Origin of the sequence: Curtobacterium sp. MCBA15_008 (genome assembly GCF_001865065.1) — a bacterium.
In the GTDB taxonomy this organism is placed as follows: Bacteria; Actinomycetota; Actinomycetes; order Actinomycetales; family Microbacteriaceae; genus Curtobacterium.
In genome coordinates, this window is sequence record NZ_MJGN01000010.1 from 159,787 (window position 1) to 186,258 (window position 26,472).

The 26,472-nt window shown below is 70.8% G+C and carries 26 protein-coding genes; 21 read left to right on the forward strand and 5 right to left on the reverse strand.

Going from position 1 to position 26,472, the window contains the following annotated elements; translation table 11 throughout:
• Window positions 1-66 precede the first annotated feature (66 nt).
• Together BIU96_RS05075 and BIU96_RS05080 are read right to left on the reverse strand one after the other, a co-directional pair.
• Window positions 67-810 (reverse strand): YidC/Oxa1 family membrane protein insertase, encoded by a 744-nt coding sequence (locus BIU96_RS05075; protein WP_071291517.1) that lies wholly within the window; start codon window positions 808-810, stop codon window positions 67-69.
• Between the two features lie 59 nt (window positions 811-869).
• Window positions 870-1,154, reverse strand: coding sequence for a hypothetical protein (locus tag BIU96_RS05080; protein WP_071291518.1), 285 nt, complete (start codon window positions 1,152-1,154; stop codon window positions 870-872).
• A 66-nt stretch (window positions 1,155-1,220) separates the two neighbouring features.
• Between BIU96_RS05080 and ybaK the strand changes: the two genes are divergently transcribed.
• The 17 genes from ybaK (at window position 1,221) to BIU96_RS05165 (ending at window position 19,476) form a co-directional block, all read left to right on the forward strand.
• The gene (ybaK, locus tag BIU96_RS05085) at window positions 1,221-1,706 is read left to right on the forward strand and encodes a Cys-tRNA(Pro) deacylase (protein ID WP_071291519.1); all 486 of its coding nucleotides are present in this window, start codon (window positions 1,221-1,223) and stop codon (window positions 1,704-1,706) included.
• Between the two features lie 95 nt (window positions 1,707-1,801).
• Window positions 1,802-4,396, forward strand: a complete 2,595-nt coding sequence (locus BIU96_RS05090) for an ATP-dependent Clp protease ATP-binding subunit (RefSeq protein WP_071291520.1) — start codon at window positions 1,802-1,804, stop codon at window positions 4,394-4,396.
• Window positions 4,397-4,974: 578 nt separating this feature from the next.
• Window positions 4,975-5,211: a hypothetical protein gene (locus tag BIU96_RS05095; RefSeq protein ID WP_071291521.1), complete on the forward strand. Its 237-nt coding sequence runs from the start codon at window positions 4,975-4,977 to the stop codon at window positions 5,209-5,211.
• 108 nt (window positions 5,212-5,319) lie between these two features.
• Window positions 5,320-5,862: an adenine phosphoribosyltransferase gene (locus BIU96_RS05100; protein WP_071291522.1), complete on the forward strand. Its 543-nt coding sequence runs from the start codon at window positions 5,320-5,322 to the stop codon at window positions 5,860-5,862.
• Window positions 5,863-6,007: 145 nt separating this feature from the next.
• The gene (gene thrS, locus BIU96_RS05105; RefSeq protein ID WP_071291555.1) at window positions 6,008-7,942 is read left to right on the forward strand and encodes a threonine--tRNA ligase; all 1,935 of its coding nucleotides are present in this window, start codon (window positions 6,008-6,010) and stop codon (window positions 7,940-7,942) included.
• On the forward strand, window positions 7,942-8,511 hold the full coding sequence (locus BIU96_RS05110) for an HIT domain-containing protein (RefSeq protein ID WP_071291523.1): 570 nt from the start codon (window positions 7,942-7,944) through the stop codon (window positions 8,509-8,511). Before thrS ends, BIU96_RS05110 begins: the two co-directional genes overlap by 1 nt.
• A gap of 13 nt (window positions 8,512-8,524) precedes the next feature.
• Window positions 8,525-9,445: a pyridoxal 5'-phosphate synthase lyase subunit PdxS gene (gene pdxS / locus BIU96_RS05115; RefSeq protein ID WP_071291556.1), complete on the forward strand. Its 921-nt coding sequence runs from the start codon at window positions 8,525-8,527 to the stop codon at window positions 9,443-9,445.
• Window positions 9,435-10,046, forward strand: a complete 612-nt coding sequence (gene pdxT / locus BIU96_RS05120; RefSeq protein WP_071291524.1) for a pyridoxal 5'-phosphate synthase glutaminase subunit PdxT — start codon at window positions 9,435-9,437, stop codon at window positions 10,044-10,046. Before pdxS ends, pdxT begins: the two co-directional genes overlap by 11 nt.
• 223 nt (window positions 10,047-10,269) lie before the next feature.
• Window positions 10,270-11,034 (forward strand): YebC/PmpR family DNA-binding transcriptional regulator, encoded by a 765-nt coding sequence (locus tag BIU96_RS05125; protein WP_071291525.1) that lies wholly within the window; start codon window positions 10,270-10,272, stop codon window positions 11,032-11,034.
• Between the two features lie 7 nt (window positions 11,035-11,041).
• Window positions 11,042-11,686, forward strand: a complete 645-nt coding sequence (ruvC, locus tag BIU96_RS05130) for a crossover junction endodeoxyribonuclease RuvC (protein WP_243736399.1) — start codon at window positions 11,042-11,044, stop codon at window positions 11,684-11,686.
• Entirely contained in the window at window positions 11,683-12,303 is a 621-nt protein-coding gene (ruvA, locus tag BIU96_RS05135) for a Holliday junction branch migration protein RuvA (RefSeq protein ID WP_071291527.1), read from the forward strand. The genes ruvC and ruvA overlap by 4 nt, the downstream gene beginning before the upstream one ends.
• Window positions 12,300-13,349: a Holliday junction branch migration DNA helicase RuvB gene (ruvB, locus tag BIU96_RS05140; protein ID WP_071291528.1), complete on the forward strand. Its 1,050-nt coding sequence runs from the start codon at window positions 12,300-12,302 to the stop codon at window positions 13,347-13,349. The genes ruvA and ruvB overlap by 4 nt, the downstream gene beginning before the upstream one ends.
• 93 nt (window positions 13,350-13,442) lie before the next feature.
• Window positions 13,443-13,850: a preprotein translocase subunit YajC gene (gene yajC / locus BIU96_RS05145; protein WP_071291529.1), complete on the forward strand. Its 408-nt coding sequence runs from the start codon at window positions 13,443-13,445 to the stop codon at window positions 13,848-13,850.
• An 86-nt stretch (window positions 13,851-13,936) separates the two neighbouring features.
• Window positions 13,937-15,688: a protein translocase subunit SecD gene (secD, locus tag BIU96_RS05150; protein ID WP_071291530.1), complete on the forward strand. Its 1,752-nt coding sequence runs from the start codon at window positions 13,937-13,939 to the stop codon at window positions 15,686-15,688.
• Window positions 15,688-16,689, forward strand: a complete 1,002-nt coding sequence (gene secF / locus BIU96_RS05155; protein WP_071291531.1) for a protein translocase subunit SecF — start codon at window positions 15,688-15,690, stop codon at window positions 16,687-16,689. The genes secD and secF overlap by 1 nt, the downstream gene beginning before the upstream one ends.
• On the forward strand, window positions 16,689-17,039 hold the full coding sequence (locus BIU96_RS05160) for a rhodanese-like domain-containing protein (protein WP_071291532.1): 351 nt from the start codon (window positions 16,689-16,691) through the stop codon (window positions 17,037-17,039). The genes secF and BIU96_RS05160 overlap by 1 nt, the downstream gene beginning before the upstream one ends.
• A gap of 79 nt (window positions 17,040-17,118) precedes the next feature.
• Window positions 17,119-19,476, forward strand: a complete 2,358-nt coding sequence (locus tag BIU96_RS05165) for a bifunctional (p)ppGpp synthetase/guanosine-3',5'-bis(diphosphate) 3'-pyrophosphohydrolase (protein ID WP_254785967.1) — start codon at window positions 17,119-17,121, stop codon at window positions 19,474-19,476.
• Here the strand turns inward: BIU96_RS05165 and BIU96_RS05170 are convergent.
• From BIU96_RS05170 to deoC, 3 genes are all read right to left on the reverse strand, one after another.
• The gene (locus BIU96_RS05170; RefSeq protein WP_071291533.1) at window positions 19,463-20,056 is read right to left on the reverse strand and encodes a type IV toxin-antitoxin system AbiEi family antitoxin; all 594 of its coding nucleotides are present in this window, start codon (window positions 20,054-20,056) and stop codon (window positions 19,463-19,465) included. The two genes, BIU96_RS05165 and BIU96_RS05170, sit on opposite strands and share 14 nt — an antisense overlap.
• A gap of 173 nt (window positions 20,057-20,229) precedes the next feature.
• A complete protein-coding gene (locus BIU96_RS05175) occupies window positions 20,230-21,183 on the reverse strand; it encodes an ROK family protein (protein ID WP_071291534.1) in 954 nt (317 codons plus the stop codon).
• A 131-nt stretch (window positions 21,184-21,314) separates the two neighbouring features.
• Window positions 21,315-22,061, reverse strand: coding sequence for a deoxyribose-phosphate aldolase (gene deoC / locus BIU96_RS05180; RefSeq protein ID WP_302847715.1), 747 nt, complete (start codon window positions 22,059-22,061; stop codon window positions 21,315-21,317).
• A gap of 42 nt (window positions 22,062-22,103) precedes the next feature.
• Here deoC and BIU96_RS05185 point away from each other — a divergent pair, with 42 nt between their 5' ends.
• The 4 genes from BIU96_RS05185 (at window position 22,104) to BIU96_RS05200 (ending at window position 26,350) form a co-directional block, all read left to right on the forward strand.
• Window positions 22,104-23,636 carry an SDR family oxidoreductase gene (locus BIU96_RS05185; RefSeq protein ID WP_071291535.1) on the forward strand — a complete coding sequence of 511 codons (1,533 nt, stop codon included), beginning with the start codon at window positions 22,104-22,106 and terminating at the stop codon, window positions 23,634-23,636.
• On the forward strand, window positions 23,633-24,271 hold the full coding sequence (locus BIU96_RS05190; protein ID WP_083402674.1) for a GDSL-type esterase/lipase family protein: 639 nt from the start codon (window positions 23,633-23,635) through the stop codon (window positions 24,269-24,271). Before BIU96_RS05185 ends, BIU96_RS05190 begins: the two co-directional genes overlap by 4 nt.
• A 26-nt stretch (window positions 24,272-24,297) precedes the next feature.
• Window positions 24,298-24,708 (forward strand): DUF6804 family protein, encoded by a 411-nt coding sequence (locus tag BIU96_RS05195; protein ID WP_254785969.1) that lies wholly within the window; start codon window positions 24,298-24,300, stop codon window positions 24,706-24,708.
• Between the two features lie 88 nt (window positions 24,709-24,796).
• Window positions 24,797-26,350 carry a stealth conserved region 3 domain-containing protein gene (locus BIU96_RS05200; RefSeq protein ID WP_071291536.1) on the forward strand — a complete coding sequence of 518 codons (1,554 nt, stop codon included), beginning with the start codon at window positions 24,797-24,799 and terminating at the stop codon, window positions 26,348-26,350.
• The last annotated feature ends 122 nt before the right edge of the window (window positions 26,351-26,472 follow it).

Here is a 26,472-nt window from a genome sequence, read left to right on the forward strand (position 1 = left end):
GACGTCGGAACCGTGGTTCGATCCGCGCCGGCGCTGGCGCGTGCGCGTGCGCCGGCGCCGGGCGGGCTAGGCCAGCACGCGTCGCAGGACTGCGCGCTCCCCGAGCGTCCACGTCGCGCTCGTGACGACGTAGAGCGCGGCGGCGAGCGGAGCGATCGCGGCGAAGACGACCGTGATGAACGGTGCCCACCGCCCGATCGCCTGGGTCGCGGCGGCCCCGGGGACGGGCGTTCCCGGTTCCGGCACGGCGACCGGGTTCCACCGCAGGTTCGCGCGCCGTGCGGCCTCGACGACGACCACGAGCACGGAGAGCAGCACCAGGACGACCCACGCGTGCAGCCAGAGCGGCGAGGTCAGCGTCACGACGAGGGAGTGCCCGAGCGGGACCCCGGCCAGCGTCGCCGCGAGGAGCGTGTTCGTGACGCCGTCGATCGTGCCGTGGGTGAACAGCGTGTAGACGAGCGAGAGCACCGGCGCCTGGGCGAGCACCGGCAGGCAGCCCGCGAGCGGTGAGACCTTCTCGCTCGTGTAGAGCTCCTGGACGGCGCGCTGCAGCCGCTCGGCGTCCTTCCCGTAGCGCTTCCGGAGGGCCGCGATCCGCGGTGCCAGGCGTCGGCGATCCCGCTCGGCCCGCACCTGCAGCACGGCGAGCGGGACGAGCACGGCGCGGACGGCCAGGGTGAGCAGCACGACGGCGGTCGCCGCGGCGAGGTCGCCCGCGACGGGGGAGAGGGCCGCGGTGGTCGCGGCGAGGAGGTCGGCGCCGCTGTGCAGCAGCGGCCCGACGACGGGCAGGGTGGTGAGGTCCATGACGTTCCGATCGGTTCGGCGGGAGGGGTCGCGTGTGCGGCCCGGCCACCGGTCGGTGGTCAGGCCGGGGTGGCGGCTCCCGGAGCACGCGGTCGGGCGTGCCCGTCGGCGTCGGGGTGGCTCCACGCGATCCGCGTGACGAGGTCGGCCGGAGCGCGGGTCGGCGTGCCCGAGCGGTCGGCGTCGAGGCCGAGCACGAGGGCCAGCAGCTGCGCGACCACCACGGCGACGGCGACCGCGGTCAACCCGAGCGCCGCGACCGCCAGCAGCGGGAACGCTCCGGCCGCGGGATCGCCGAGCACCAGCGCGGTGGTTAGGCGCAGGATCAGCTCGACGACGGTCATGGTCCGTTCAGGCTATCGCCCGCGCGCCGTCCGGGGGGAAGTGGCTGGTCAGGGGAGGATCGAGCCATGACCGCAGGTTCGCCGAGCACCCCAGCGACCGTGGCCCTCGAGCGGGCCGGGATCCCGTACACGCCGCACGTGTACGAGCACCACGAGACCGCGACGAACTTCGGGGAAGAGGCGGCGGCCGCCCTCGGACTCCGTGAGGAGCAGGTCTTCAAGACCCTCGTCGTGTCGGTCGACGGCGCCCTGGCCGTGGCGATCGTCCCGGTGGCGAACCGCCTCGACCTCAAGGCCATCGCCGCGGCCGTCGGTGGGAAGAAGGCGACGCTCGCCGACCCCGCCCTCGCCGAGAAGCGCACTGGCTACGTCGTCGGCGGCATCAGCCCCGTCGGCCAGAAGACCCGGCTGCGGACCGTGGTGGACGAGTCCGCCCTGTCGTACCCGAGCATCTTCGTGTCCGGCGGCCGTCGCGGCTTCGACATCGAGGTGGCCCCGGCCGACCTCGTCCGCGTCACCGAGGCGACCGCCGCACCGATCGCCCGGACCTGAGTCGGGTCGCCGCAACTTTTTCCCACCGCCGGGAATGACCCGGTTCCTCCTGCGTTGCATTGAGTCGAAGGCACTCAAGTTCCCAGGAGGTCCCTTTGCCAGCAAAGTTCGGTCCGACCAGCGGCAGCGACTCGTTCGACGAGTTCCTCGCACGGCTGCTCGCGGCACAGAACACCGGGGCCCAGCGATCCGTACCGCTGGGACGCCCGGTCGACATCACGCGACTGCTCAGCCGTCGCACCCACGAGCTGCTCCAGCGCACCGCTGAGTACGCCGTCGAGCAGGGCCAGCACGAAGTGGACGCCCTGCACATCCTGCACGTCCTCGTCCGCACCGACCCCTTCACCGCGGTCATCCGCCAGGCCGGGGTCGACCCCGAGCAGCTGGCGGACGAAGTCGAGCAGCGCCTGCCGATGGCCCGCGAGGCCGGCGACGACCAGTCCGGCCGTCCCGCGCTGACCGGCACCGCCCAGCGGATCCTGCTCGAGGCCACGCAGGCCGCGCGCGGATTCGGCAGCACCTACACCGATCCCGAGCACGTCTTCTTCGCGCTCGTCATGGACCAGGACACCGTCACCGGGCAGCTGCTCGCGAGCGCCGGTGTCACCCCGCAGGTCATGCAGGACTACGCCCAGCAGGCCGCGGCAGCAGCACGAGAGGGGCGCCCCATGCCCGGTACGACCGAGGACACCGCGACCCGCGGCGACTCCGAGACCCCGACGCTCGACCAGTTCGGCACCGACCTCACCGAGCGCGCCCGTGACGGACGCATCGACCCCGTGATCGGCCGCGCCGACGAGATCGAGCAGACCGTCGAGATCCTGCTCCGACGCACCAAGAACAACCCCGTCCTCATCGGCGAGCCCGGTGTCGGCAAGACCGCGATCGTCGAGGGCCTCGCCCAGCGCATCGCGGACGGCGACGTCCCCGTGCTGCTCCAGGGCAAGCGCGTGGTCTCGCTCGACCTGCCCAGCATGCTGTCCGGCACCCGGTACCGCGGCGACTTCGAGGAGCGCCTGACCAAGGCGATGGACGAGATCGCGGCGCACGCCGACGAGCTCATCGTCTTCGTCGACGAGCTCCACACCGTCGTCGGCGCCGGTGGCGGCGGCGAGGGCGGCTCGATGGACGCCGGCAACATCCTCAAGCCCCGTCTGGCCCGCGGCGACCTGCACATGGTCGGCGCGACCACGCTCAACGAGTACCGCCGGATCGAGAAGGACGCCGCACTCGAGCGTCGCTTCCAGCCGGTCACGGTGGGGGAGCCGAGCGTCGAGGACGCCGTCGCGATCCTCACCGGCCTCGCCCCTCGGTACGCCGAGCACCACGACGTGACCTACACCGACGACGCCCTGCGCGCCGCGGTGGAGCTCTCGCACCGCTACGTCACCGACCGGCACCTGCCCGACAAGGCCATCGACCTCATCGACCAGGCCGGCGCACGCCGTCGCCTCGCCCGCTCCGGCGACGTCGACGTCTCCGCGCTCCGCGCCCAGGTCGCGACGCTGACCGCGTCGAAGGACGCGGCCGTCGCCGAGGAGCACTACGAGGAGGCGTCGCGCCTGCGCGACGAGATCGAAGGCCTGGAGGCGCGGATCACCGCCCTCTCGACGGCGGACGCTGGACGGGCCTCCAGTCCGACCGCCGTGGGCACCTCGATCACGGAGGCCGACATCGCGGAGGTGGTGGCACGCGCCACCGGCATCCCGGCGGCCCGTCTCACGCAGGGCGACCGCACCCGGCTCGCCGCGCTCGAGGACGAACTCCACGAGCGCGTCGTCGGCCAGGACGACGCCGTGCGCGCCATCGCGACCGCGGTGCGGCGCAGCCGGACCGGCATGGGCGACCCGCGTCGCCCCGTCGGCAGCTTCCTGTTCCTCGGCCCGACGGGCGTCGGCAAGACCGAGCTCGCGAAGGCCCTGGCCGGATCGCTGTTCGGTGACGAGTCGGCGATGCTCCGCTTCGACATGAGCGAGTTCGGAGAGCGGCACACCGTGTCCCGTCTGGTCGGTGCCCCTCCCGGGTACGTCGGCTACGACGAGGCCGGCCAGCTCACCGAGCGCGTCCGTCGCAACCCGTACTCGGTGATCCTGCTCGACGAGGTCGAGAAGGCGCACCCGGACGTGTTCAACCTGCTGCTGCAGGTGCTGGACGACGGTCGCCTGACCGACGGCCAGGGGCGAACGGTGGACTTCCGGAACACGGTCGTCATCATGACGTCGAACATCGGGTCCGAGTTCCTCGCGTCGCGCTCCGGTGCGCTCGGGTTCTCCGCGTCGACGGACGGCGGGTACTCGGACGAGGACCTGCGCGCCCGGGTGATGGGCAAGCTCCGCGAGTCCATGCGGCCGGAGTTCATCAACCGCATCGACGACATCGTGCTGTTCCGCAAGCTCGACCCGTCGCAGCTGCACGCGATCGTGTCCCTGCTGCTGCAGGACACCACGCTGCGCCTGATGGCCCAGGGCATGGAGCTCTCCGTGTCCGACGCCGCGGTCGACTGGCTCGCCGAGCACGGGTACGAGCCCGAGTACGGCGCCCGTCCACTCCGCCGGCTCATCCAGCGCGAGGTCGACGACCGGATCGCAGCCCTCGTCGTGGACGAGGCCGTCACCGGCGGCGACACCGTCCGGATCGACGTGGTCGACGACTCCCTCACGGCGACCGTCGCGATCCCCGCAGCGGTGTAGTCACCTGTCCCGGAACACCCCCGGTGCCGATCGGCACCGGGGGTGTTCTGCGTGTTCGGGAATGCAATTCTCGACGAATTCCGGAAAAGGCTTGCGCGGGGAATGTCGGTGTGGATAGTGTTCACGAGCACCAGCACCGCGTCAGCACGACACCGAGAGGGGGCCTGACCATGATGATCACCGCAACGACTCCGTTCCGCGGCATCCGTACGTTCGGCGGCACCCCGTTCCGGGTCCGCTGACACAGAGCGCCCGACACCTGTCGACACCTGCGCCCAGGCCCGTCCGAGCTGATCACTGCTCGCCGGACAGCCCCGGGCACGACCCCCGCTGACGCTCGGTCGGCACCGTCCCGGACGCCACTTCGGTGGCCCGCGCGGTGCCTGCCGGAATGCGCCGGTCGGTGGTTCGTGAATGTCGGTGGTGGGTGGGACGCTCGACACATCGGCAGCAATTCCTGACCGCGCTCGCGCAATCGCTCACGAGCCGCGGATTGCATTCTTGTGCATTCATTCTCGAGCCCGGGTCCCGGGCAGTTCCGTCGTGCCCAGAACCGGCACGCCTCGAAGGGGAACACCTTGTCAACGAAGACCACCACCACCCGCCCTCCCGACGTCCGTGCGGTCCGCCGCCGGGTCTCGCTGTCCGACCGCATCGCGCTCCGCATCGGGATGTCGCTCATCATCTGGAGCCGGCGCACGCACCACGTGCGACCGTCGGTCGACATCGCCACGCGCAACCGCCTCGAGCGGGAGCGTCAGCAGCGCGAGGCCGAGTGGCTCCTGCGCAGCGCGGCGTTGCACCTCTGGCACTGAGCGTCCGCAGGCGCCCACCTCCGTCCGTCCCGTCCCGCACCGTGCCGGCCGTCCGCGCGCGGTGCGGGGCGGGACGGACGTGCCCCGCGCCTCCCGTACCGTTGTCGGGTGACCGAAACCGCAGCTGCACTCGTCGAACGCCTGACCGCCGTCGTCCCGGACTTCCCGAAGCCGGGGGTCCTGTTCCGCGACGTCACGCCGGTGTTCTCCGACCCGGTGGCCTTCGGTCGCGTCTGCGAAGCCCTCGCCGCCCCGTTCGCGATCGGCGAGGGGTTCGCCGCGGTCGCCGGCATCGAGGCCCGCGGCTTCGCCCTGGCGGGTGGGATCGCCGCCCAGCACCAGGTCGGCGTCCTGACCGTGCGGAAGGCCGGCAAGCTCCCCGGCGAGGTCCTCAGCGAGCAGTACGCGCTCGAGTACGGCGAGGCCGAGCTCGAACTGCGCCCGGGGCAGCTCCCCGCCGGCACGCGGGTGCTCGTCGTCGACGACGTCCTCGCCACCGGCGGCACCGGGGCCGCCACCATCACCCTGCTCGAGCGTGCCGGGTACCAGGCCATCGGCTTCGCCGCGCTGCTCGAACTCGACGGCCTGGCGGGTCGTGCACGCCTCGAGCCGCGGCTGCCCGTCACCACGCTCGGTGCCGTGCCCGCCTGAGCCGCACGCTCGCACTAGTCTTGACGCACCATTTCGATCGAGGAGTCCCATCATCGTGACCGAGTCAGTCGCCGCACCCGCGCCCGAAGAGCTTCCCCAGGCACCCGAGCCCCGCACCGCGACGACGACCACGACCGGCACGGAGCTGTTCGACGGTGCGCGCGGCGTCGTGGCGATCCGGGTCGACGGCGTCCTGAAGGACCTGGCGGCCGACGTCGCCGCCGGCGAGACCGCCGAGGCCGTGACCCTGCAGGAGCAGGACGGACTCGACATCCTCCGCCACTCCGCTGCCCACGTCCTCGCGCAGGCCGTCCAGCAGATCAACCCCGAGGCCAAGCTCGGCATCGGCCCGCCGGTCACCGACGGCTACTACTACGACTTCGACGTCGCCGAGCCCTTCACCCCCGAGGACCTCAAGGCGATCGAGAAGGGCATGGACCGCATCGTCAAGCAGGCCCAGCGCTTCCGTCGCGTCGTCGTCACCGACGAGGAAGCCCGCGAGCGCATGGCGGGGGAGCCCTACAAGCAGGAGCTCATCGGCCTCAAGGGCGCTGCCGAGTCCGGCGACTCGGGTGAGAGCGTCGAGGTCGGTGCCGGCGAGCTGACGGTCTACGAGAACGTCGACCCGAAGACCGGCGAGGTCGTCTGGCAGGACCTCTGCCGCGGCCCGCATGTCCCGCACACCCGCTGGATCGGCAACGCGTCGAAGCTCATGCGCGTCGCGGCGGCGTACTGGCGCGGCTCCGAGAAGAACCCGCAGCTGCAGCGCATCTACGGCACCGCGTGGCCCGACAAGGACCAGCTGAAGGCCTACCTCGTCCGGCTGGAAGAGGCAGCGAAGCGCGACCACCGCAAGCTCGGCGCGGAACTCGACCTGTTCTCGTTCCCGGACGAGATCGGCTCCGGCCTGGCGATCTTTCACCCGAAGGGCGGCATCATCCGCCGCGAGATGGAGGACTACTCGCGCCGCCGGCACGAGCAGGAGGGCTACTCCTTCGTCTACACGCCGCACATCACCAAGGGCGACCTGTTCGAGCAGTCCGGGCACCTCGGCTGGTACAAGGACGGCATGTTCCCGGCCATGCACATGGACGAGGCCCGCGACGAGGACGGCAACGTCACGCGGCAGGGGGCGGACTACTACCTCAAGCCGATGAACTGCCCGATGCACATCCTCGCGTACCGCTCGCAGGCCCGGTCCTACCGCGACCTGCCGCTGCGGATGTTCGAGTTCGGCACGGTCTACCGCAACGAGAAGTCCGGCGTCATCCACGGGCTCACCCGTGTCCGGGGCATGACCCAGGACGACGCGCACATCTTCACCACGAAGGACCGCATGAAGGAGGAGCTCACCACCACGCTCCAGTTCGTGCTCTCGCTCCTCCGTGACTACGGCCTCGACGACTTCTACCTCGAGCTGTCGACGAAGGACCCGGAGAAGTACGTCGGCGACGACGACACCTGGGACGAGGCGACGAACACCCTGCGCGAGGTCGCCGAGGAATCCGGCCTCGAGCTCGTCCCGGACCCCGCCGGTGCGGCGTTCTACGGCCCGAAGATCTCGGTGCAGGCGCGCGACGCGATCGGCCGCACCTGGCAGATGTCGACCGTCCAGCTCGACTTCAACCTGCCCGAGCGCTTCGAGCTCGAGTACGCGGCGGCCGACGGCACCCGGCAGCGTCCGGTGATGATCCACCGCGCCCTGTTCGGCTCGATCGAGCGCTTCTTCGGCGTCCTGACCGAGCACTACGCCGGCGCGTTCCCGGCCTGGCTCGCCCCGGTGCAGGTCGTCGGGATCCCGGTCGCAGCAGAGTACGGCGACTACCTCGACGAGGTCGTGGCGAAGCTCCGCAGCCACGGCGTCCGCGCCGAGGTGGACCACTCCGACGACCGGATGCAGAAGAAGATCCGCAACCACACGAAGCAGAAGGTGCCGTTCCAGCTCATCGCGGGCGGCGACGACCGCGACGCGGGTGCGGTCAGCTTCCGCTTCCGCGACGGCCGCCAGGACAACGGCGTGCCGGTGGACGAGGCCGTGGACCGCATCCTCACCGCGATCCGCGACCGCGCGCAGGTCTGATGCACGACGAGCAGGACCCGTTGGTGATCCGGGACGCCGCGACCGGCGCGGCCGTCCCGGACGCCTTTCAGCGGCTCTGGAACCCGCACCGCATGGCGTACATCGACGCCGGGCGGGACGGCAAGGGCCGCGGCCACGACGACGACTGCCCGTTCTGCGAGGCACCCCGGAAGTCCGACGAGGACGCCCTGATCGTCGCGCGGGGCGAGCACGCGTACGTGCTGCTCAACCTGTTCCCGTACAACAACGGGCACCTGCTCGTCTGCCCGTACCGGCACGTCCCGCTCTACGACGAGGCCACTCCTGACGAGCTCCGCGAGATCGGCGAGCTGACCCAGACCGCGATGCGTGTGCTGCGGTCCGTGTCGCACTGCGACGGCTTCAACATCGGGATGAACCAGGGCGAGGTCGCGGGGGCCGGGGTCGCCGGGCACCTGCACCAGCACATCGTGCCGCGGTGGCAGTCCGACGCGAACTTCTTCCCGATCATCGCCCGGACGAAGTCGATGTCCCAGTTGCTCGGCGAGACCCGCCGTCTCGTCGCCGAAGGGTGGCCCGCGGCGGACTAGGATGGTCGGCATCATGAGCGACAGCACCAGCACCTCCGGCACCCCTGGCACCTCGATCACCGGCTCCGACCGCGTCAAGCGCGGCCTCGCCGAGATGCTCAAGGGCGGCGTGATCATGGACGTCGTCGACGCCGAGCAGGCCCGCATCGCGGAAGAAGCCGGCGCGACCGCCGTCATGGCCCTCGAGCGCGTCCCCGCGGACATCCGCGCGCAGGGTGGCGTCGCCCGCATGTCCGATCCGTCGATGATCGAGGAGATCATCGCCGCGGTGTCGATCCCGGTCATGGCGAAGGCCCGCATCGGCCACTTCGTCGAGGCTCAGGTCCTGCAGGAGCTCGGTGTCGACTACATCGACGAGTCCGAGGTCCTGTCGCCCGCCGACTACGTGAACCACATCGACAAGTGGAAGTTCACGACCCCCTTCGTCTGCGGTGCCACCAACCTGGGCGAGGCGCTCCGTCGCATCACCGAGGGCGCCGCCATGATCCGCTCCAAGGGCGAGGCCGGCACCGGCGACGTCTCCGAGGCGACCAAGCACATCCGCACGATCAACAAGGAGATCGCGGCACTGCGCCACCTCAAGGAAGACGAGCTCTACGTCGCCGCGAAGGAACTGCAGGCGCCGTTCGACATCGTGAAGGAAGTGGCGCAGACCGGCACGCTGCCTGTCGTGCTGTTCACCGCCGGTGGCGTCGCGACCCCGGCCGACGCCGCGATGATGATGCAGCTCGGCGCCGACGGGGTCTTCGTCGGCTCCGGCATCTTCAAGTCGGGCGACCCGGCAAAGCGTGCCGCCGCGATCGTCAAGGCCACCACCTTCCACGACGACCCAAAGGTCATCGCCGAGGTCTCCCGCGGTCTGGGCGAGGCGATGGTCGGCATCAACGTCGCCGACGTCCCCGCACCGCACCGCCTCGCCGAGCGTGGCTGGTAGCACGACGAGCGGTGCGCGGCCCCGCATCGGGGTACTCGCGCTGCAGGGCGACTTCCGCGAGCACATCGCCTCGTTGACGGCGCTCGGTGCCGACGTGGTGCCACTCCGTCGCCCGGAGGAGATCGAGGCCCTCGACGGCGTCGTGATCCCCGGCGGCGAGTCGAGCGTGATGGACAAGCTGTCCCGTGCGTTCGGCGTGGCCGAGCCGTTGGCCGATGCGATCCGCGGCGGTCTGCCGACGTACGGCACGTGCGCCGGGATGATCATGCTGTCCTCCCGCATCACCGACGGCATCACCGGGCAGCAGACGCTCGACGTACTCGACACCACGGTCCGCCGGAACGCCTTCGGCAACCAGAACGACTCGTTCGAGATCGACATCCCGATGCCGGCGCTCGGCGATGCCCCGGTGCACGCGGTGTTCATCCGGGCCCCCGTGGTGGAGCAGCACGGCGCGGGTGTCGAGGTCCTTGGTGCCCTGCCGGACGGTCAGGCGGTGGCGGTGCAGCAGGGCAACGTCATCGCCAGCGCCTTCCACCCCGAGGTCGCGGGCGAGGACCGGTTCCACCGCCGCTTCCTCGACCTCGTCCGAAGCGCCTAGCACGCAGCGCCTCACCGCCCTCTCATCTCGCAAAACGCAACGGTGGCGGCAGTTCGCAGCGCAATACCCCTGCGAGCAACCGCTACCGTTGCGTCTTGCGGGTCGGGACGACCGGCACGACCGGCGCGACCGGCGCGACCGGCGCGACCAGCGCGGCGGGGGAGACCCCGCGCCTCCAGACCGGTAAACTGAGCCAGATTTTCCGCTAGACGCAAGGAGCACCGTGTCCGGGCATTCCAAGTGGGCAACGACCAAGCACAAGAAGGCGGTCATCGACCAGCGCCGTGCCAAGTCGTTCGCCAAGCTGATCAAGAACATCGAGGTCGCCGCGAAAATGGGCGGTGCCGACATGTCCGGCAACCCGACCCTCGTCGACGCCGTGCAGAAGGCCAAGAAGACCTCGGTCCCCAACGACAACATCGACCGCGCCATCAAGCGCGGTGCCGGTCTCACGGGCGAGACCATCGAGTACACGACGATCATGTACGAGGGCTACGGCCCCAACGGCGTCGCGATGCTCATCGAGTGCCTGACCGACAACAAGAACCGTGCCGCGGCCGAGGTCCGCACGGCGATGACGCGGAACGGCGGCACCATGGCCGACCCGGGCAGCGTCGCGTACAACTTCTCGCGCAAGGGCGTCATCTCGGTCACGAAGACGGACGGCCTCGACGAGGACACCGTCATGACGGCCGTGCTCGACGCGGGCGTCGAGGACGTCATCGACCAGGGTGGCGGCTTCGAGGTCATCACCGAGGCGAGCGACCTCGTCGCGGCCCGCACCGCGCTGCAGGACGCCGGCATCGACTACGACTCCGCCGACGCCGAGTTCGTGCCCGGCCTCAAGGTGCCGGTGGACGCCGAGACCGCCCGCAAGGTATTCCGGCTCATCGACGCGCTCGAGGACTCGGACGACGTGCAGAACGTCTACTCGAACTTCGAGGTCCCCGCCGACGTGCAGGCCGAGCTCGACGAGGACGAGGACTAGCCCGATGCTGCGCGTGCTCGGGGTCGACCCCGGGCTCACGCGGTGCGGCGTCGGCGTGGTCGAGGTCGCACCGAACCGGCGCGCCCGGCTCGTCCACGTGACGGTCGTGCGCACGCCGGCGGACATGGCGCTCGAGCAGCGCCTCCTGCTCATCGCCGACGGCATCGCGGCCGAGATCGACGAGCACCGACCGGACGCCGTCGCCGTGGAGCGCGTGTTCGCGCAGGCGAACGTCCGCACCGTGATGGGCACCGCGCAGGCGGCCGGTCTGGCGCTCCACGCCGCGGCCGCCCGCGGGCTGCCGGTCGGACTGCACACCCCGTCCGAGGTCAAGGCCGCGGTCACGGGCTACGGCAACGCCGACAAGCGGCAGGTGCAGACGATGATCGCGCGCGTACTCGGGCTCGACGAGGCCCCGAAGCCGGCCGACGCCGCCGACGCGCTCGCGTTGGCCGTGTGCCATGCCTGGAGGCTCGGCTCGCCCGACACCGTCGGCTCGCGTCCGACGAACCTCACCCCGGCACAGCGTGCGTGGCGGGACGCCCAGGGCGGCACCGTGGACTCCCCGCTCGCCCGTGCGGCGGCCGCCGCGGCACGACCGCAGCGTGGCAGGTCGGCATCGTCGGTGGGCGGCCGTAGGCTCGGGGCATGATCGCGAGTCTCCGGGGCACCTGCATCGACGTCGCCGGATCGGCCGTCGTGGTCGAGGTCGGGGGCGTCGGGTACGCCGTCACGGTCACGCCGGCCCACGCGCTGTCGATGCGGCACGGTGCCGAGGTCTTCCTCCGCACCGCGATGATCGTTCGCGAGGACGAGCACCTGCTCTTCGGCTTCGAGTCCACCGACGCACTCCAGGTGTTCGACCTGCTCCGCAGCGTCTCGGGCGTCGGCCCCAAGTCGGCGATGGGCGTCCTCGCCCACATGGAACCCGCGCAGGTCGCGAACGCCGTCGCGAACGACGACGACGGCGCGTTCCGGAAGGTCTCCGGCATCGGCCCGAAGACCGCCAAGCTCATCATCGTCGCCCTGTCCGGCAAGCTCGCCGCGTTCGAGCAGGCGCCCGTCGTCGCAGCCGCCCGCGGGGGAGCGGCCCACCCGGCCGCCGTCGACGTCGTCGAGGCGCTGGTCGGGCTCGGCTGGCGCGAGGACGCGGCTCAGCGTGCGGTCGACGACACCATCGCGACCGAGCCGGGTGCGGCGACCATGGGGACGCAGGCGCTGCTCCGCGCGGCGCTCGGTGCGCTCCGTCCCGCCGGGGCTGGCCGGTGAGCGGCATCACCGCCGCCAGCGCCGAGTCGCAGGAAGAGCTCGCGTTCGAGGGCGCGCTCCGCCCGAAGTCCCTCGACGAGTTCGTCGGCCAGCGCAAGGTCCGCGGGCAGCTCGACCTGCTCCTCAAGGCCGCCGCGATGCAGGACCGCACCCCCGACCACATCCTGATGGCGGGCCCGCCCGGGCTCGGCAAGACCACGCTCGCGATGATCGTCGCGCACGAGTCCGGCCGTCCGCTGCGGATGTCGAGCGGGCCGGCGATCCAGCACGCCGGCGACCTCGCGGCCGTGCTGTCGTCCCTCGTCCCCGGCGAGGTCCTGTTCATCGACGAGATCCACCGCATGGCACGCTCGGCGGAGGAGATGCTCTACCTGGCGATGGAGGACTTCCGGATCGACGTCATGGTCGGCAAGGGCGCCGGCGCGACGAGCATCCCGCTCGACCTCGCGCCGTTCACCCTCGTCGGGGCCACGACGCGCGCCGGCCTGCTGCCGAACCCGCTCCGCGACCGCTTCGGGTTCACCGCGCACCTCGAGTTCTACGAGAAGGACGAGCTCGAGCAGGTCCTCATCCGGGCCGCTCACCTGCTCGAACTCGACATCGACCGCACGGCACTGCGCGAGATCGCCGGACGGTCGCGCGGCACACCCCGCATCGCGAACCGTCTGCTGCGCCGCGTGCGGGACTACGCGCTCGTGCACCGGACGACCGACGGCATGGCGGCCGTGCAGGGCGCCCTCGACCTCTACGACGTCGACGAGCTCGGTCTCGACCGCCTCGACCGCGCCGTCGTCGAGATCATGCTCACCAGGTTCGACGGGGGACCGGTGGGCCTCAACACGCTGGCGGTGTCCGTCGGTGAAGAGTCCGAGACGATCGAGTCGGTCGTCGAGCCCTTCCTCGTGCGCGTCGGCCTGGTCACCCGGAGCCCGCGCGGCCGGATCGCCACCCCCCAGGCGTGGCGCCACTTCGGCATGACCCCGGGGCAGGCGGCCGGCGCGCAACCCGGTCTGTTCGACGACGACACCGATCCCGACACCGTCTGACCGTCCGGGCGGTCCGGGGTGACATGCCACGCACAGTCGTGTGCCCTAGACTGCTACGGCCCGAAACCGAGCAACCAGAGAAGGCATCGCATCATGGGTCAAGAAGTCATCCTCATCGTCATCGTCGTGGCGTTCGCGGCCTTCATGTTCTACAACAGCCGCAAGCGCAAGAAGCAGCAGGGCGAGCTCGCCACCAAGATGGTGCCGGGTGCTCGCGTGATGCTGTCCTTCGGCCTGTACGGCACGCTCCTGTCGGTCGACGACGAGAAGGTCACCGCCGACGTCGAGATCGCCCCCGGCACCGTCGTCACCGTGCACCGTCAGACCCTGTCGCGCGTCGTCGACGACAGCGCGTCGGACATCGAGACCACCGCCACGCCGGAAGACGAGCCGGCAGCGCCGAAGCCCGTCGCCGAGCTCAACGGCGAGCCGGTCTACGGTGAGCGCGTCGACCCGACCGACGCCGACGCCGACGCGGCGAAGCGCAAGACCGAAGACTGACACCTCGGCCGCCGGGTCCACCGATCCGGCGGCGACACCTGCCGCCGGTCACGACCGTCGGTCCTGACAGAAAGACGAGACGACCGGTGGCACGATCGACACCCGTCAAGAAGGCGATCCGCTCGCTCACCTGGTTGGTGATCCTGATGGCGGTCCTCGCGGGTCTGAACACCGCCGCGTCGATCCTCGCCGGATCCACGAAGGACGACAGCGGCAAGTGGTTCGAAGGGGCCAGCTGGGTCCCGGAACTCGCCCTCGACCTGCAGGGCGGCACGCAACTGACCCTCGCGGCCCAGAACACCGAGGGCGGCTCGGTGACGAACCAGCAGCTCGACCAGGCCGTGAACATCATCCGGCAGCGCATCAACGCCACGGGTGTCTCCGAGTCGCAGATCAACACCCAGGGGACGAACAACATCGTCGTCTCCATCCCGGGCAAGCCGGACAAGGCGACGATCGACCGCATCGAGGCCGCAGCGAAGCTGACGTTCCGCCCGGTCCTCTACACCGAGGCGGCGACGAGCTCCTCGGTCGGTGGCGACGCCGACTCGTCCGCGTCCCCGACGCCGTACTCGCCGCCGGCGTCACTCGCCGCGACGCCGAGCGCGAAGCCGTCGAACGCGAGCGACCTCAACTGGGTCACGCCGAAGCTGCAGGACCTCTACACGAACTACGACTGCAAGGCGCCGGACGACGTCACCACGGCGCCCGACGACGAGCCCCTCGTGACGTGCGACGCGGACGGTGCGGCGAAGTACATCCTCGGACCGGTCGAGGTCTCGGGTTCGAACATCAGCAACGCGACGTCCGGTCTCGCGACCGACTCGCAGGGCACCTCGACAGGTCAGTGGGCCGTCAACCTGACGTTCAACGGTGAGGGCACGAAGGACTTCCGGACGGTCACGAACCGCCTGGTGTCGCTGCAGGCCCCGCAGAACCAGTTCGCGATTGTCCTCGACGGCTCCGTGATCACCGCCCCGAGCACGAACGCGGCGATCACCAACGGCAAGGCGCAGATCACCGGCAACTTCACCGCCGAGTCCGCGAAGACCCTGGCCGACCAGCTCAAGTACGGCGCCCTGCCGATCAACTTCCAGGTGCAGTCGAACGAGAACATCTCGGCGACCCTCGGTACCGCGCAGCTCGTCGGCGGCCTCGTCGCCGGCCTGATCGGGCTCATCCTGGTGATCATCTACTCGGTCATCCAGTACCGGGCACTGGCCTTCGTCACGGTGCTCTCGCTCGGTGTGGCCGCGGCCCTGACCTACCTGGTCATCGCGATCATGTCCTGGCGCGTCGACTACCGCCTGTCGCTCGCCGGCGTCGCGGGGTTGATCGTGGCCATCGGCATCACGGCCGACTCCTTCATCGTCTACTTCGAGCGCATCCGCGACGAACTGCGCGACGGTCGGGGGCTCGAGAGCGCCGTGGAGTCCGGCTGGAAGCGCGCGCTGCGCACGATCCTGGCGTCCGACTCGATCAACTTCCTCGCCGCGATCGTGCTCTACATCCTCGCGGTGAGCGACGTGAAGGGCTTCGCGTTCACGCTGCTCCTCACGACCCTCATCGACGTCGTCGTGGTCGTGATGTTCACGCACCCGATGATGCAGATCATCGCCCGCAGCCGGTTCTTCGGCGAGGGCCACAAGTTCAGCGGGCTCGATCCAGCGGCCCTCGGCGCCGTCTACCGGGGACGGGCACAGTTCCGCGCCCCCGTGGTCGACGGCAAGCGCCAGCGCAGTGCGGGCGAGGCCCAGCGCCGACAGACGATCGCGGAGCGGAAGGCCCAGCAGGGCTCCGTCGAGAACGGCACCACGCCGGACGGGAAGGACGACTGATGGCCAGCTTCAGCCAGTTCGGCAGCGACCTCTACACGGGCAAGCGCTCGTACGACATCGTCGGCCGGCGCAAGACCTGGTACCTCATCGCGGTCATCGCGATCGTGATCTCGCTCGCGGTGCCGTGGCTCCGCGGCGGGTACCAGCTCGGCATCGAGTTCACCGGCGGTTCCGAGTTCACGCTCTCCGACGTGAAGACCCTCGACCAGAACCTCGCGACGGAGACGGTCGAGTCGATCGTCCCCGAGGGCGTCCCGCGCGTCTCGCAGCTCGGCCAGCACGGCATCCGCGTGCAGACCGGGCAGCTGACGGACCGTGAGACCACCGAGGTGCAGGACGCCCTGGCGAAGGCGTACGACGTGCCCGAGGACAAGGTCGCGGCGACGTTCATCGGTGCGACCTGGGGCGCCGACGTGCTGGCCCAGGCGATCCGCGGGCTCGTGATCTTCCTGGCGCTGGCCGCGGTCTTCATGGCGGTGTACTTCCGCACGTGGAAGATGTCGGTCTCCGCGATGGTCGCGCTGCTGCACGACCTCCTCATCACGGCCGGTGTGTACGGCATCGTCGGGCTCGAGGTCACGCCCGCCGCGGTCATCGGCTTCCTGACGATCCTCGGGTACTCCCTGTACGACACCGTCGTGGTGTTCGACAAGGTGCGCGAGAACACGAGTCAGGAATCGCACCGCACCTTCGTGCAGTCGGTCAACCTGGCGGTCAACCAGACGCTCGTCCGCTCGATCAACACCTCGGTCGTGGCGCTCCTGCCCGTCGCGGCGATCCTCTTCATCGGGTCGTACGTCCTCGGCGCGGGCACGCTCCGCGACATCTCGCTGGCGCTCTTCATCGGCATCATCGTCGGCACCTACTCGACGATCTTCATCGCGTCGCCGATGTACGCACACCTGCGCGAGAACGAGCCGAAGGTCAAGCAGGCCGACGCGAAGAAGCAGGCCGCCGCCGAGAAGCGTCGGCGCGAGGTCGACGCGACGGCGGAGGTCTGATGCCCACCGAGATCACCGAGATCGACGTCGCCGAGGCACGTCGTCGCCTCGAGTCCGGCGCGCGGCTCTTCGACGTCCGCGAGCAGGGGGAGTGGGACGACGTCCACGCGCCCGAGGCCACGCTCGTGCCGATGTCCGAGCTGGTCGCCCGCTGGAAGGAGATCGACGGCGGCGACGAGCCGGCGATCATCATCTGCCACTCCGGCGGCCGTTCGGCCCGTGTGGTGGCAGCGCTCGAGCAGTCCGGCGTGCCGGCGGTCAACCTCACCGGCGGGATGGTCGCGTGGGAGCAGTCCGGCGCCCCGGTCGTCCGGCCGGACGCCCAGGGCGAACCGCGTCACGAGCACTGACCGGGCACGCGTAGTCTTGTCGGATCGAGCTCGGATCGAGCTCTGACCGAGCTCTGGCCGAGTCCCTGGGAGGCGCACCATGACGGACACCCGTGAGTCCACCCCCCAGGACGCAGCGCGCGGCGAGGGCGCAGCACGCGAGGGCGCCAGCCGCCCCGGTTCTGCTCCGCGTCCGTCCAGCCCGCTCGGCCCGAACACCACCGGCAACCTCGGTTCCCTCCGGTCGCTGCTGCCCCGGCTGTTCTCGCGTGCGCAGCCCGCCGGCGCCGTCGACACCCTGATCCGCACGGTGCGCTCGCACCACCCGAAGGCCGACGTCACGCTCATCGAGCGCGCCTACTCGGTCGCGGAGCGCGCGCACGACGGGCAGAAGCGGAAGTCGGGCGAGCCGTACATCACGCACCCGGTCGCAGTGGCGCAGATCCTGGCCGACCTCGGCATCGGCACGATCACGATCGCCGCCGCGCTGCTCCACGACACCGTCGAGGACACCGACTACCAGCTCGACCAGCTGCGCCAGGACTTCGGCGACGAGATCGCCATGCTCGTCGACGGCGTCACGAAGCTCGACAAGGTCAAGTACGGCGACAGCGCCCAGGCCGAGACCGTCCGCAAGATGGTCATCGCGATGTCGAAGGACATCCGGGTGCTCGTCATCAAGCTCGCCGACCGCCTGCACAACGCCCGCACCTGGGGCTTCGTGGAGTCCGCCTCCGCAACCCGGAAGGCGAAGGAGACGCTCGAGATCTACGCGCCGCTCGCGCACCGGCTCGGCATCCAGATGATCAAGCTCGAGCTCGAGGACCTCTCGTTCGCGGTCCTGCACCCGAAGCTCTACGTCGAGATCGACAGCCTGGTCAAGGAACGCCAGCCGAAGCGCGAGCAGTTCGTGCAGAACGTCATCGGCACGCTCAAGAAGGACCTCAAGGCGGCGAAGGTCCGTGGCGACGTCATGGGGCGGCCGAAGCAGTACTACTCGATCTACCAGAAGATGATCGTCCGCGGGCGCGAGTTCGACGAGATCTACGACCTGGTCGGCATCCGCGTCCTCGTGCCGACGGTGCGCGACTGCTACGCCATGCTCGGGTCCGTCCACGCGCGGTGGACGCCGCTGCCGGGGCGCTTCAAGGACTACATCGCGACGCCGAAGTTCAACCTGTACCAGTCGCTCCACACCACGGTCCTCGGGCCGCAGGGTCGGGCCGTCGAGATCCAGATCCGCACGCACGAGATGCACCAGCGTGCCGAGTTCGGTGTCGCGGCGCACTGGAAGTACAAGCAGCGCGCGGCCGGTCGCGACGTCGACACCTCGTCGGCGACCGACCAGGACATGGCCTGGCTCGCGCACATCACGGACTGGCAGGCCGAGACGAGCGACCCGGGGGAGTTCCTCGACTCGCTCCGGTACGAGATCGGTGCGAAGGAGACGTACGTCTTCACGCCGCAGGGCAAGGTCATCGGCCTGCCCTCGGGCGCGACCCCGGTCGACTTCGCGTACGCCGTGCACACCGAGATCGGGCACCGCACGATGGGTGCCAAGGTCAACGGTCGACTCGTGCCGCTCGAGAGCGCGCTGTCGAGTGGTGACGTCGTCGAGATCTTCACCTCGAAGAACCCCGACTCCGGTCCCAGCCAGGACTGGCTGACCTTCGTCCGGAGCCCGCGTGCCCGGAACAAGATCAAGCAGTGGTTCACGAAGGAACGCCGCGAAGAGGCGATCGAGCAGGGCCGCGACGCGATCGCCCGCGCGATGCGCAAGCAGAACCTGCCGCTCCAGCGGATCATGAGCCAGGACTCCATCTCCGAGGTGGCGTCCTCGATGCGGTACGACGACGTGTCCGCGTTGTACGCCGCCATCGGCGAGGGGCACGTCTCGACCCAGTCGGTCATCGAGAAGGTCCTCGGCAACGTCCAGGCCGAGACCGAGACGGACGAACCGGAGCTCGCGTTCCCGCGCCAGGTGACGAGCCGGCAGCTGCGCAACAGCGACAGCGGCGTGCTGGTCCGTGGTGCGCCGGACATCCTCGTGAAGCTCGCGAAGTGCTGCACCCCGGTGCCGGGCGACCAGATCGTCGGGTTCATCACCCGGGGCCAGGGCGTCTCGGTGCACCAGGCGTCCTGCACGAACGTGAAGTCGCTCATGAACGAGCCGGACCGGATGATCGAGGTCGAGTGGGCCCCGTCGTCGAAGTCGGTGTTCCTCGTGCAGATCCAGATCGAGGCGCTCGATCGGTCGGGCCTGCTCAGCGACGTCACCCGCGTCCTCACGGACCACCACGTCAACATCCTGTCGGCGACCGTGTCGACCTCGTCGGACCGTCTGGCCCTGAGCCGGTTCGTGTTCGAGATGGGCGACACGACGCACCTCGACCGCGTGCTGAACGCCGTCCGAAGGATCGACGCCGTCTACGACGTCTACCGCGTCAGCGCGGGCTGACCGGGCCGTCGTCGGTCGGGGGCTGAGCGGCCTCCTGCACGTCGCGCAGCCGTCGCTCGGCCTGCCGGACCATCGGCACGGTCCCGAGGGCGGAGAGCCGCTCGAGCACCACTGCCGCCGACGTGGCACCGGTCGCCAGGAGCCCGGCCACGGCGGAGGCCTCGGCACAACCGAACCGCCCGCCCGCCGTACCCGGGGTGCGCAGCAGGTCGACGGCGGTCCGCGCCGGCACCGTCACGCGGAGGGCACCGAGCCGGACGGTGTCGCGCAGGTCGATGCGGACCTCGCGGAGGCGGACGTCGGCGTCAACGTGCACCCGGACCTGCGGCGGGACGCACACCTCGAGCGGGGCTGGCGGCCGCGACACCGCACCCCAGATCCACGCGGCGGTCAGCGTGCTCGCGATGAGCCGCCCGTCACGGAGGACCCAGGCGGCAGCGGCCGCCCGCAGCGCCGGCGTCTGCGGCTCGGCGGGGGAGGCCCAGCACGGTCCGACGGGCACCAGCTCACCGGCGAGCACCGCGGCGCGCAGTTCGGCCTCCGGCCAGTCGTCGCTGGTCAGGAGTCGCGAGCGGGGCACCCGCACATCCTGCCGGACCACCCTGTCCGTCCGGCACCCCTGTGGACAGCGGACGGCGTGCAGACGGACTGGAGGCGCGTGGCGGGCCCGCACCGCGCCTCCAGGCCGTCACCGGTCACCTCCACAGCCGACGGCCGCTCCCAGGGACCGGCGCGGCGCTCAACGGCGCGGACTCAGCGCAGGACGTCCGCGCGGTGCACGAGCGCTGCCGCTCCGATGAGCGGACCGTCCTGCGACAGGCCGGTCGGGACGATCCGCACCTTAGTGACGAAGCCGAACTCGACGCGCTCCGCGACGGCCTGCCGCGCGTACTCGAACAGGTCGGGTGTGACGTGCGAGAACCCGCCACCGACCGCGACGATCTCGAGGTCGACCAGGCTCGTGGCGGCGGCGATCGCCTGCCCGAGCGCCCGGCCGCTCCGCTGGACGGCAGCGACGGCGATCTCGTCGCCGGCCGCGTACGCCGCCGACAGCTCCTCGCCGGTGGTGCCCGTGAAGCCCTGGCGCTGTGCCCAGGCGACGGTCTTCGGGCCGCTGGCGATCGCCTCGAGGCACCCGGTGCCACCACAGGCGCAGTGGTCGTCGAAGCCGCCGCACTCGACGTGGCCGATGTGCCCGGCGTTGCCGGTCGGACCGCTCACGGTGCGGCCGTGCAGGATGAGCCCGCCGCCGACGCCGGTCGACACGATCATGCCCATCACGTGGTCGTACCCCTGCGCCGCCCCGACCCAGTGCTCGGCGAGCGTGATCGCCAGCCCGTCCATCCGGAGGGTCACCGGGACGCCGGCCGGCACGTGCGCCGCGACGCGGTCGCGCAGCGGGTAGCCGCGCCAGACCGGCATGTTGAGCGGCGACACGAGCCCGTGCTCCTCGTCGACGGGGCCGGCCGAGCCGATCCCGACGCCGACGAGCGTCGCGTCGACGGGCAGGGCCGCGAGGGCCGCGGTGACGACCTCGTCGACCGCCGCCTGCAGTTCGTCGGAGGTGCGCTGCGGTCCGGTCGGGCTGCGGAAGCGCGTGGCCGGCAGCACGACGCCGGCGTCGGTGACGAGCGCGGCCTCGACCTTGGTGCCGCCGAGGTCGACGGCGAGGGCCAGCGGGGTGGTCTGCGTTGCGGTGGTGGTCATGCTCGCTCCGATGCGGCGGACTGGAGGCACGGTGCGGCTCCGGGACGCAGCCTCGCGTCCGGTGGGCACCGGCCCGCGTGGTGGGTCGGGTCGGGTGGGCCGGCCGACGTCGTCGACGCCGGCCGCTCCGGTCAGTAGGACGTGGTGTCGTCGCCGAGGGCCGACGCGGTGCCGGTCTCGGTGCGGTGGGCCACGTCGTCGAGGATGCGTGCGGAGGCGCTCGTGCCGATGCGGTTCGCTCCGGCCTCGACCATCTCGAGCAGGGTGTCGAGCCCGCGGACGCCGCCCGAGGCCTTCACACCGGTGTCGGGTCCGACGGTCTCGCGCATGAGGCGGATGTGCTCGGCCGTCGCACCGCCGCCGGCGAACCCGGTGGAGGTCTTCACGAAGGCCGCGCCGGCCGACCGGGCCGCGCGGGAGGCGGCGACGATCTCGTCGTCGGTGAGGAACGCGGTCTCGAGGATGACCTTCACGACGGTGCTGCCCGCGGCGTCGACCACGGCGCGGACGTCGGCCTCGACGCGCTCCCAGTCGCCGGACTTGGCGGCGCCGATGTTCTGGACCATGTCGAGCTCGAAGGCGCCGTCGGCGAGCGCCTGGAGCGACTCGGCGACCTTGGCGCCGGTGGACGTGGTGCCGTGCGGGAAGCCGATGACGGTGCCGACGCCGACCCCGGTGCCCTGCAGGCGCTCGACCGCGTGGGCGACGTCGCTCGGACGGACGCACACGCTGAAGACGCGGTACCGGGCGGCCTCGTCGAGCTGGGCGTCGACGTCCGCACGGGTGAGTTCGGGCTTCAGGATCGCGTGGTCGATGAGACCCCGGACGACATCGGCACTGATCTGCTGGGGTTCGGCGGGGAACGCTGCATTGTCCACCCCGCAAGCCTACCCGGAGGCGACCCGCGTACCGTTCCCCGCATGCACGTCCTCGTCACCGGGGCCACCGGGTACATCGGCGGTCGCCTCGTCCCACGTCTCCTCGAAGCCGGCCACAGCGTCCGGGTCTTCGTCCGCACCCCTCGGAAACTCCAGGACGTCCCCTGGCACGACGACGTCGAGATCGCCGAGGGCGACCTGCAGGACGCCACGGCGGTGCGCGCCGCCGTCGAGGGGGTCGAGGCCGTCTACTACCTCGCGCACGCGATGGGGGCGGAGGGCGACTTCGAGCGCGCCGAGCGCCAGGCCGCCGAGACCATGGCGCACGAGGCGAAGGCCGCCGGCGTCCGTCGCTTCGTCTACCTGGGCGGGCTGCACCCGGACGGCGAGCTGTCGAAGCACCTCCGCAGCCGGAAGGAGGTCGGCGACGTCCTGCTCCAGTCCGGAGTGCCGACGATCGCCTACCAGGCCGGCGTCGTCATCGGGTCGGGGAGCACCTCGTTCGAGATGATCCGCCACGTCACCGACGTCCTGCCCTGGATGCCGGCACCGCGGTGGGTGCGGAACCGCATCCAGCCGATCGCCGTGCGCGACGTCCTCTACTACCTCGTGCAGGCGCTCGAGATCCCGTCCGACGTCAACCGGACATTCGACATCGGCGGGCCCGACGTGCTGCGCTACGGCCAGATGCTCAACGGGTACGCGGTCGAGGCGAAGCTGCCGCAGCGCCCGATCTCGGTCCTGCCGGTGCTCACGCCGCGCCTCGCAGCGCACTGGTTCAACGTCGTCACGCCGATCCCGCGGAAGCTCGCGACGCCGATCATCGAGTCGCTGCAGTTCGAGTGCGTCCAGCGGGAGCACGACATCGACGACGTGGTCTCGCGTCCTGAGGGCGGGCTGACTACCTACCGCCGCGCGGTGCGGCTCGCGCTCAGCCGCATGCGGACGGGCGAGGTCGAGACGAGCTGGCGGAACGCCACCCTCGCGGCGACGCCGGCGGACCCGCTGCCGAGCGACCCCGACTGGGCCGGCCACACCGTGTACGTCGACGACCGGAAGCGGCACTCGTCCGCCTCGGCCGAGGACGTCTGGCGCGTCGTCGAGTCCATCGGCGGCGAGAACGGCTGGTACTCGTTCCCGCTCGCCTGGGTCGCCCGCGGGTGGATGGACAAGATCGCCGGCGGGGTCGGCCTCAGCCGTGGCCGTCGTGACCCGAAGCGCCTAGAGCAGGGCGACGCCCTCGACTGGTGGCGTGTCGAGCGGCTGGAGCGCGGGCGCTACCTGCGCCTCCGCGCCGAGTTCAAGTCACCGGGCCGCGCGTGGCTCGAGATGACCGTGACCCCGGCCGAGGACGGCGGCAGCGACTACCGGCAGCGGGCGATCTACTTCCCCCAGGGGCTGTCCGGCCGGCTGTACTGGTACTCGATCCTGCCGTTCCACGGGGTGATCTTCCCCGGCATGGTGGAGCGCATCACGGCCGCCGCCGAACGCGAGTCCGAGCACACCGAGTCGACGGGGCGGAACTGGACCCAGCAGAATGGGAACCAGGAACCGGCACACGAGGAGGCAGCATGACCGCGGACGCAGTCCAGCCCGACGACGCAGTCCAGCCCGACGGGGCAGCGACCACCGAGGACCACGGCGCCGTCCTGTTCCTCGGTGACAGCATCACGGCCCAGGGGTCGTGGGGCGACTGGCTGCCGGGGGAGCGCACCGTCAACCAGGGCGTCAGCGGCGACACCACCGACGGGGTGCTCGCGCGCCTCGACGACGTGATCGCGCAGCAGCCCGAGGTGATCGTCCTGCTCGTCGGCACCAACGACTTCGGCAACCACCGCGCGAGCGTCGAACACGTGGTCCGCGGGGTCGAGTCGGTGCTCGTCACGCTCCGGCGCGAGCTCCCGGGCGTGCGGCTCCTGCTCGTGTCGATCCTGCCCCGCCAGGCCGACTTCACCCCGAAGATCGAGGCCGCCAACCGGCACCTCCGCCAGTTCGTCGCGACCTGCCATGCGCAGTACCTCGACGCGTGGCCGGCCCTCGCCGACGGCGACCACCTCGACGACCGCTTCACCGACGACGGGCTGCACCTCACCGACGAGGGCTACCGCGCGTACCTCGCCGAACTCGTGCCGGCCCTCGAGCGGGTCCGCGAGCTCCCGCCGATGTCCCGCTCGATCCAGGCGATCGACCTCGACGGCGCCTCGGCCTGATGGCAGCTCGGAAGGGGCGGCCCCCGGTGGGGTCGTCCCAGAGCGGGCTGCCCACGACGCCGGCACGAGGGACCGCGGGCAGCGGCACGGCGGAGCTGCCGCCGTTCACCCGGCCCGCGCTCGCACCGTCGCTCATCGCCGCGATCGTCCTGCTCGCGTGCGTCGCGATCGTCGACTCGTCGGCGTTCGTCTTCGCCCGCTGGGGTGTGACCGTGCTGGCCCTCATCGTGCTCGTGTTCACCGTCCGCGGCCGTGCCTGGTGGGCAGCCGTCCTGATGGCCGCCGTCGCGGTCTGCTGGAACCCGCTCGCCGTCGTGGAGATCCCGGGCCAGGTCTGGGCGGGCCTCCAGCTCGTCGCAGCGGCGCTCTTCATCGTCGTGGGCATCCTCGTCAAGGTGCCGCGCGAGGCGGCGGCGAGCAGCGCCTCCAGGCCCTGAACCGCCACCAGCGGGCCGAGCGTCCGCGCGGACGGTAGGATCGCAGAGGCCGGGTGCAGGACCCGGCCGATCGACCCGAAGGGCATGGATGAGCAACGAGACCGAGCCGGTGACCGAGAGTCCTCTGCTGAACCCTCGACCGTCCTCCGGCGGTCTCGACCGGCCGGACGTCGTCGTCCGCAAGGGTCGTCTCACGCTCGTCAACGGCCACCTCACCCCGCAGCAGTCGATGATCGAGGACCTCCTGTTCCTCGACGACGCACTCACCGCCGGCGACGTCGACCACCTGCTCATCCGCGGGAACGACCAGCGTCCGGTGATCGCCCTCGACGAGCGCGACCGGCAGCGTGCGGAGAGCGCCGTGATGGCCGCCGCCGCGAACGAGCCGTTCTACGCGAAGCCGCCGGGCAAGCCCGCGGTGCTCGTCATCGACGACGGCCTGGCCTCCGTCGACGAACCCGTCCTCCGCGTGTTCCGCCCCCGCGTCGAGCCCCTCGGACGGCTCCGCTACGGCGCCGAGACGAGCGTGCAGGTCGAGTTCTGGCGGGTCACCGACACCGAGGTGCTCGCACCCGTCGAGAACGCGCTGATGCGCCGCAGCCTGCCGACCGACGAGTTCGTGCTCGTCGACATCGAGCGGTACGGCCGCACCTGGCGCACCGTCGAGCACATGTTCGACGACCACGTCTCGGACATCCGCTTCCCGATCGACATCGTGTTCTCGTGGGTCGACGGCAACGCCATCGAGTACCAGCGCGCCCGACAGGCCGCGCAGTCCGGTGCCGTGCTGGGCGAGGGCGACGACGCTCCGGCCCGCTTCCGCCAGATCGACGAGCTGAAGTACGCGCTCCGGTCCGTGCACACGTTCGCGCCGTGGATCCGCCAGATCTACATCGCCACCGACTCGCCGGCGCCGGCGTGGCTCGCCGACCACCCGAAGGTGCGCATCGTGCGGAGCGAGGAGTTCTTCGCCGACCCGTCCGTCCTGCCGACGCACAACTCGCAGGCCGTCGAGTCGCAGCTGCACCACATCCCGGGCATCAGCGAGCACTTCATCTACTCGAACGACGACATGTTCTTCGGGCGCCTGGTCGACCCGTCGGTGTTCTTCAGCCCGGGCTCGGTGACGAAGTTCATCCTCGCCACGACCCGGATCGGCCTCGGCTCGAACAACCCGGCGCGCAGCGGCTTCGAGAACTCCGCCCGCGTCAACCGGCGGCTGCTGCAGCAGCGCTTCGGTGCGGTCACGACCCGGCACCTCGAGCACGCGCCGACGCCGCTCCGGAAGTCGATCATGACCGAGATGGAGCACGAGTTCGCCGACGAGTTCGCGGCGACCGCTGCCTCGCGGTTCCGCGCGGCCGAGAACATCTCCGTCACCAACTCGCTCTACCACTACTACTCGCTGCTCACCGGTCGCGCGATCGTGCAGGAGAACGCGGACGTGCGGTACATCGACACGACGATGCAGTCCGGCCTCCGAGCGCTCGACGACCTGCTCAAGAAGCGGAACGCCGACTTCTTCTGCCTCAACGACGGGAGCTTCCCCGAGGTGAGCGACGAGGAGCGGACCGAGCGCGTGACGGGCTTCCTCGAGAAGTACTTCCCGTTCCCGGCGCCGTGGGAGCGGTCGGGCGCGTAGGGCGCACCAGCGGGCTGCCGGGTCGCCGTGCGCGTGCGGTCGGGTGCGAGGGCGTGGCGAGCGACAAAGCGCTTGTCGAACGACGAGCACGTTGTCGCACCTTGCACACGCAACCGTTGCAG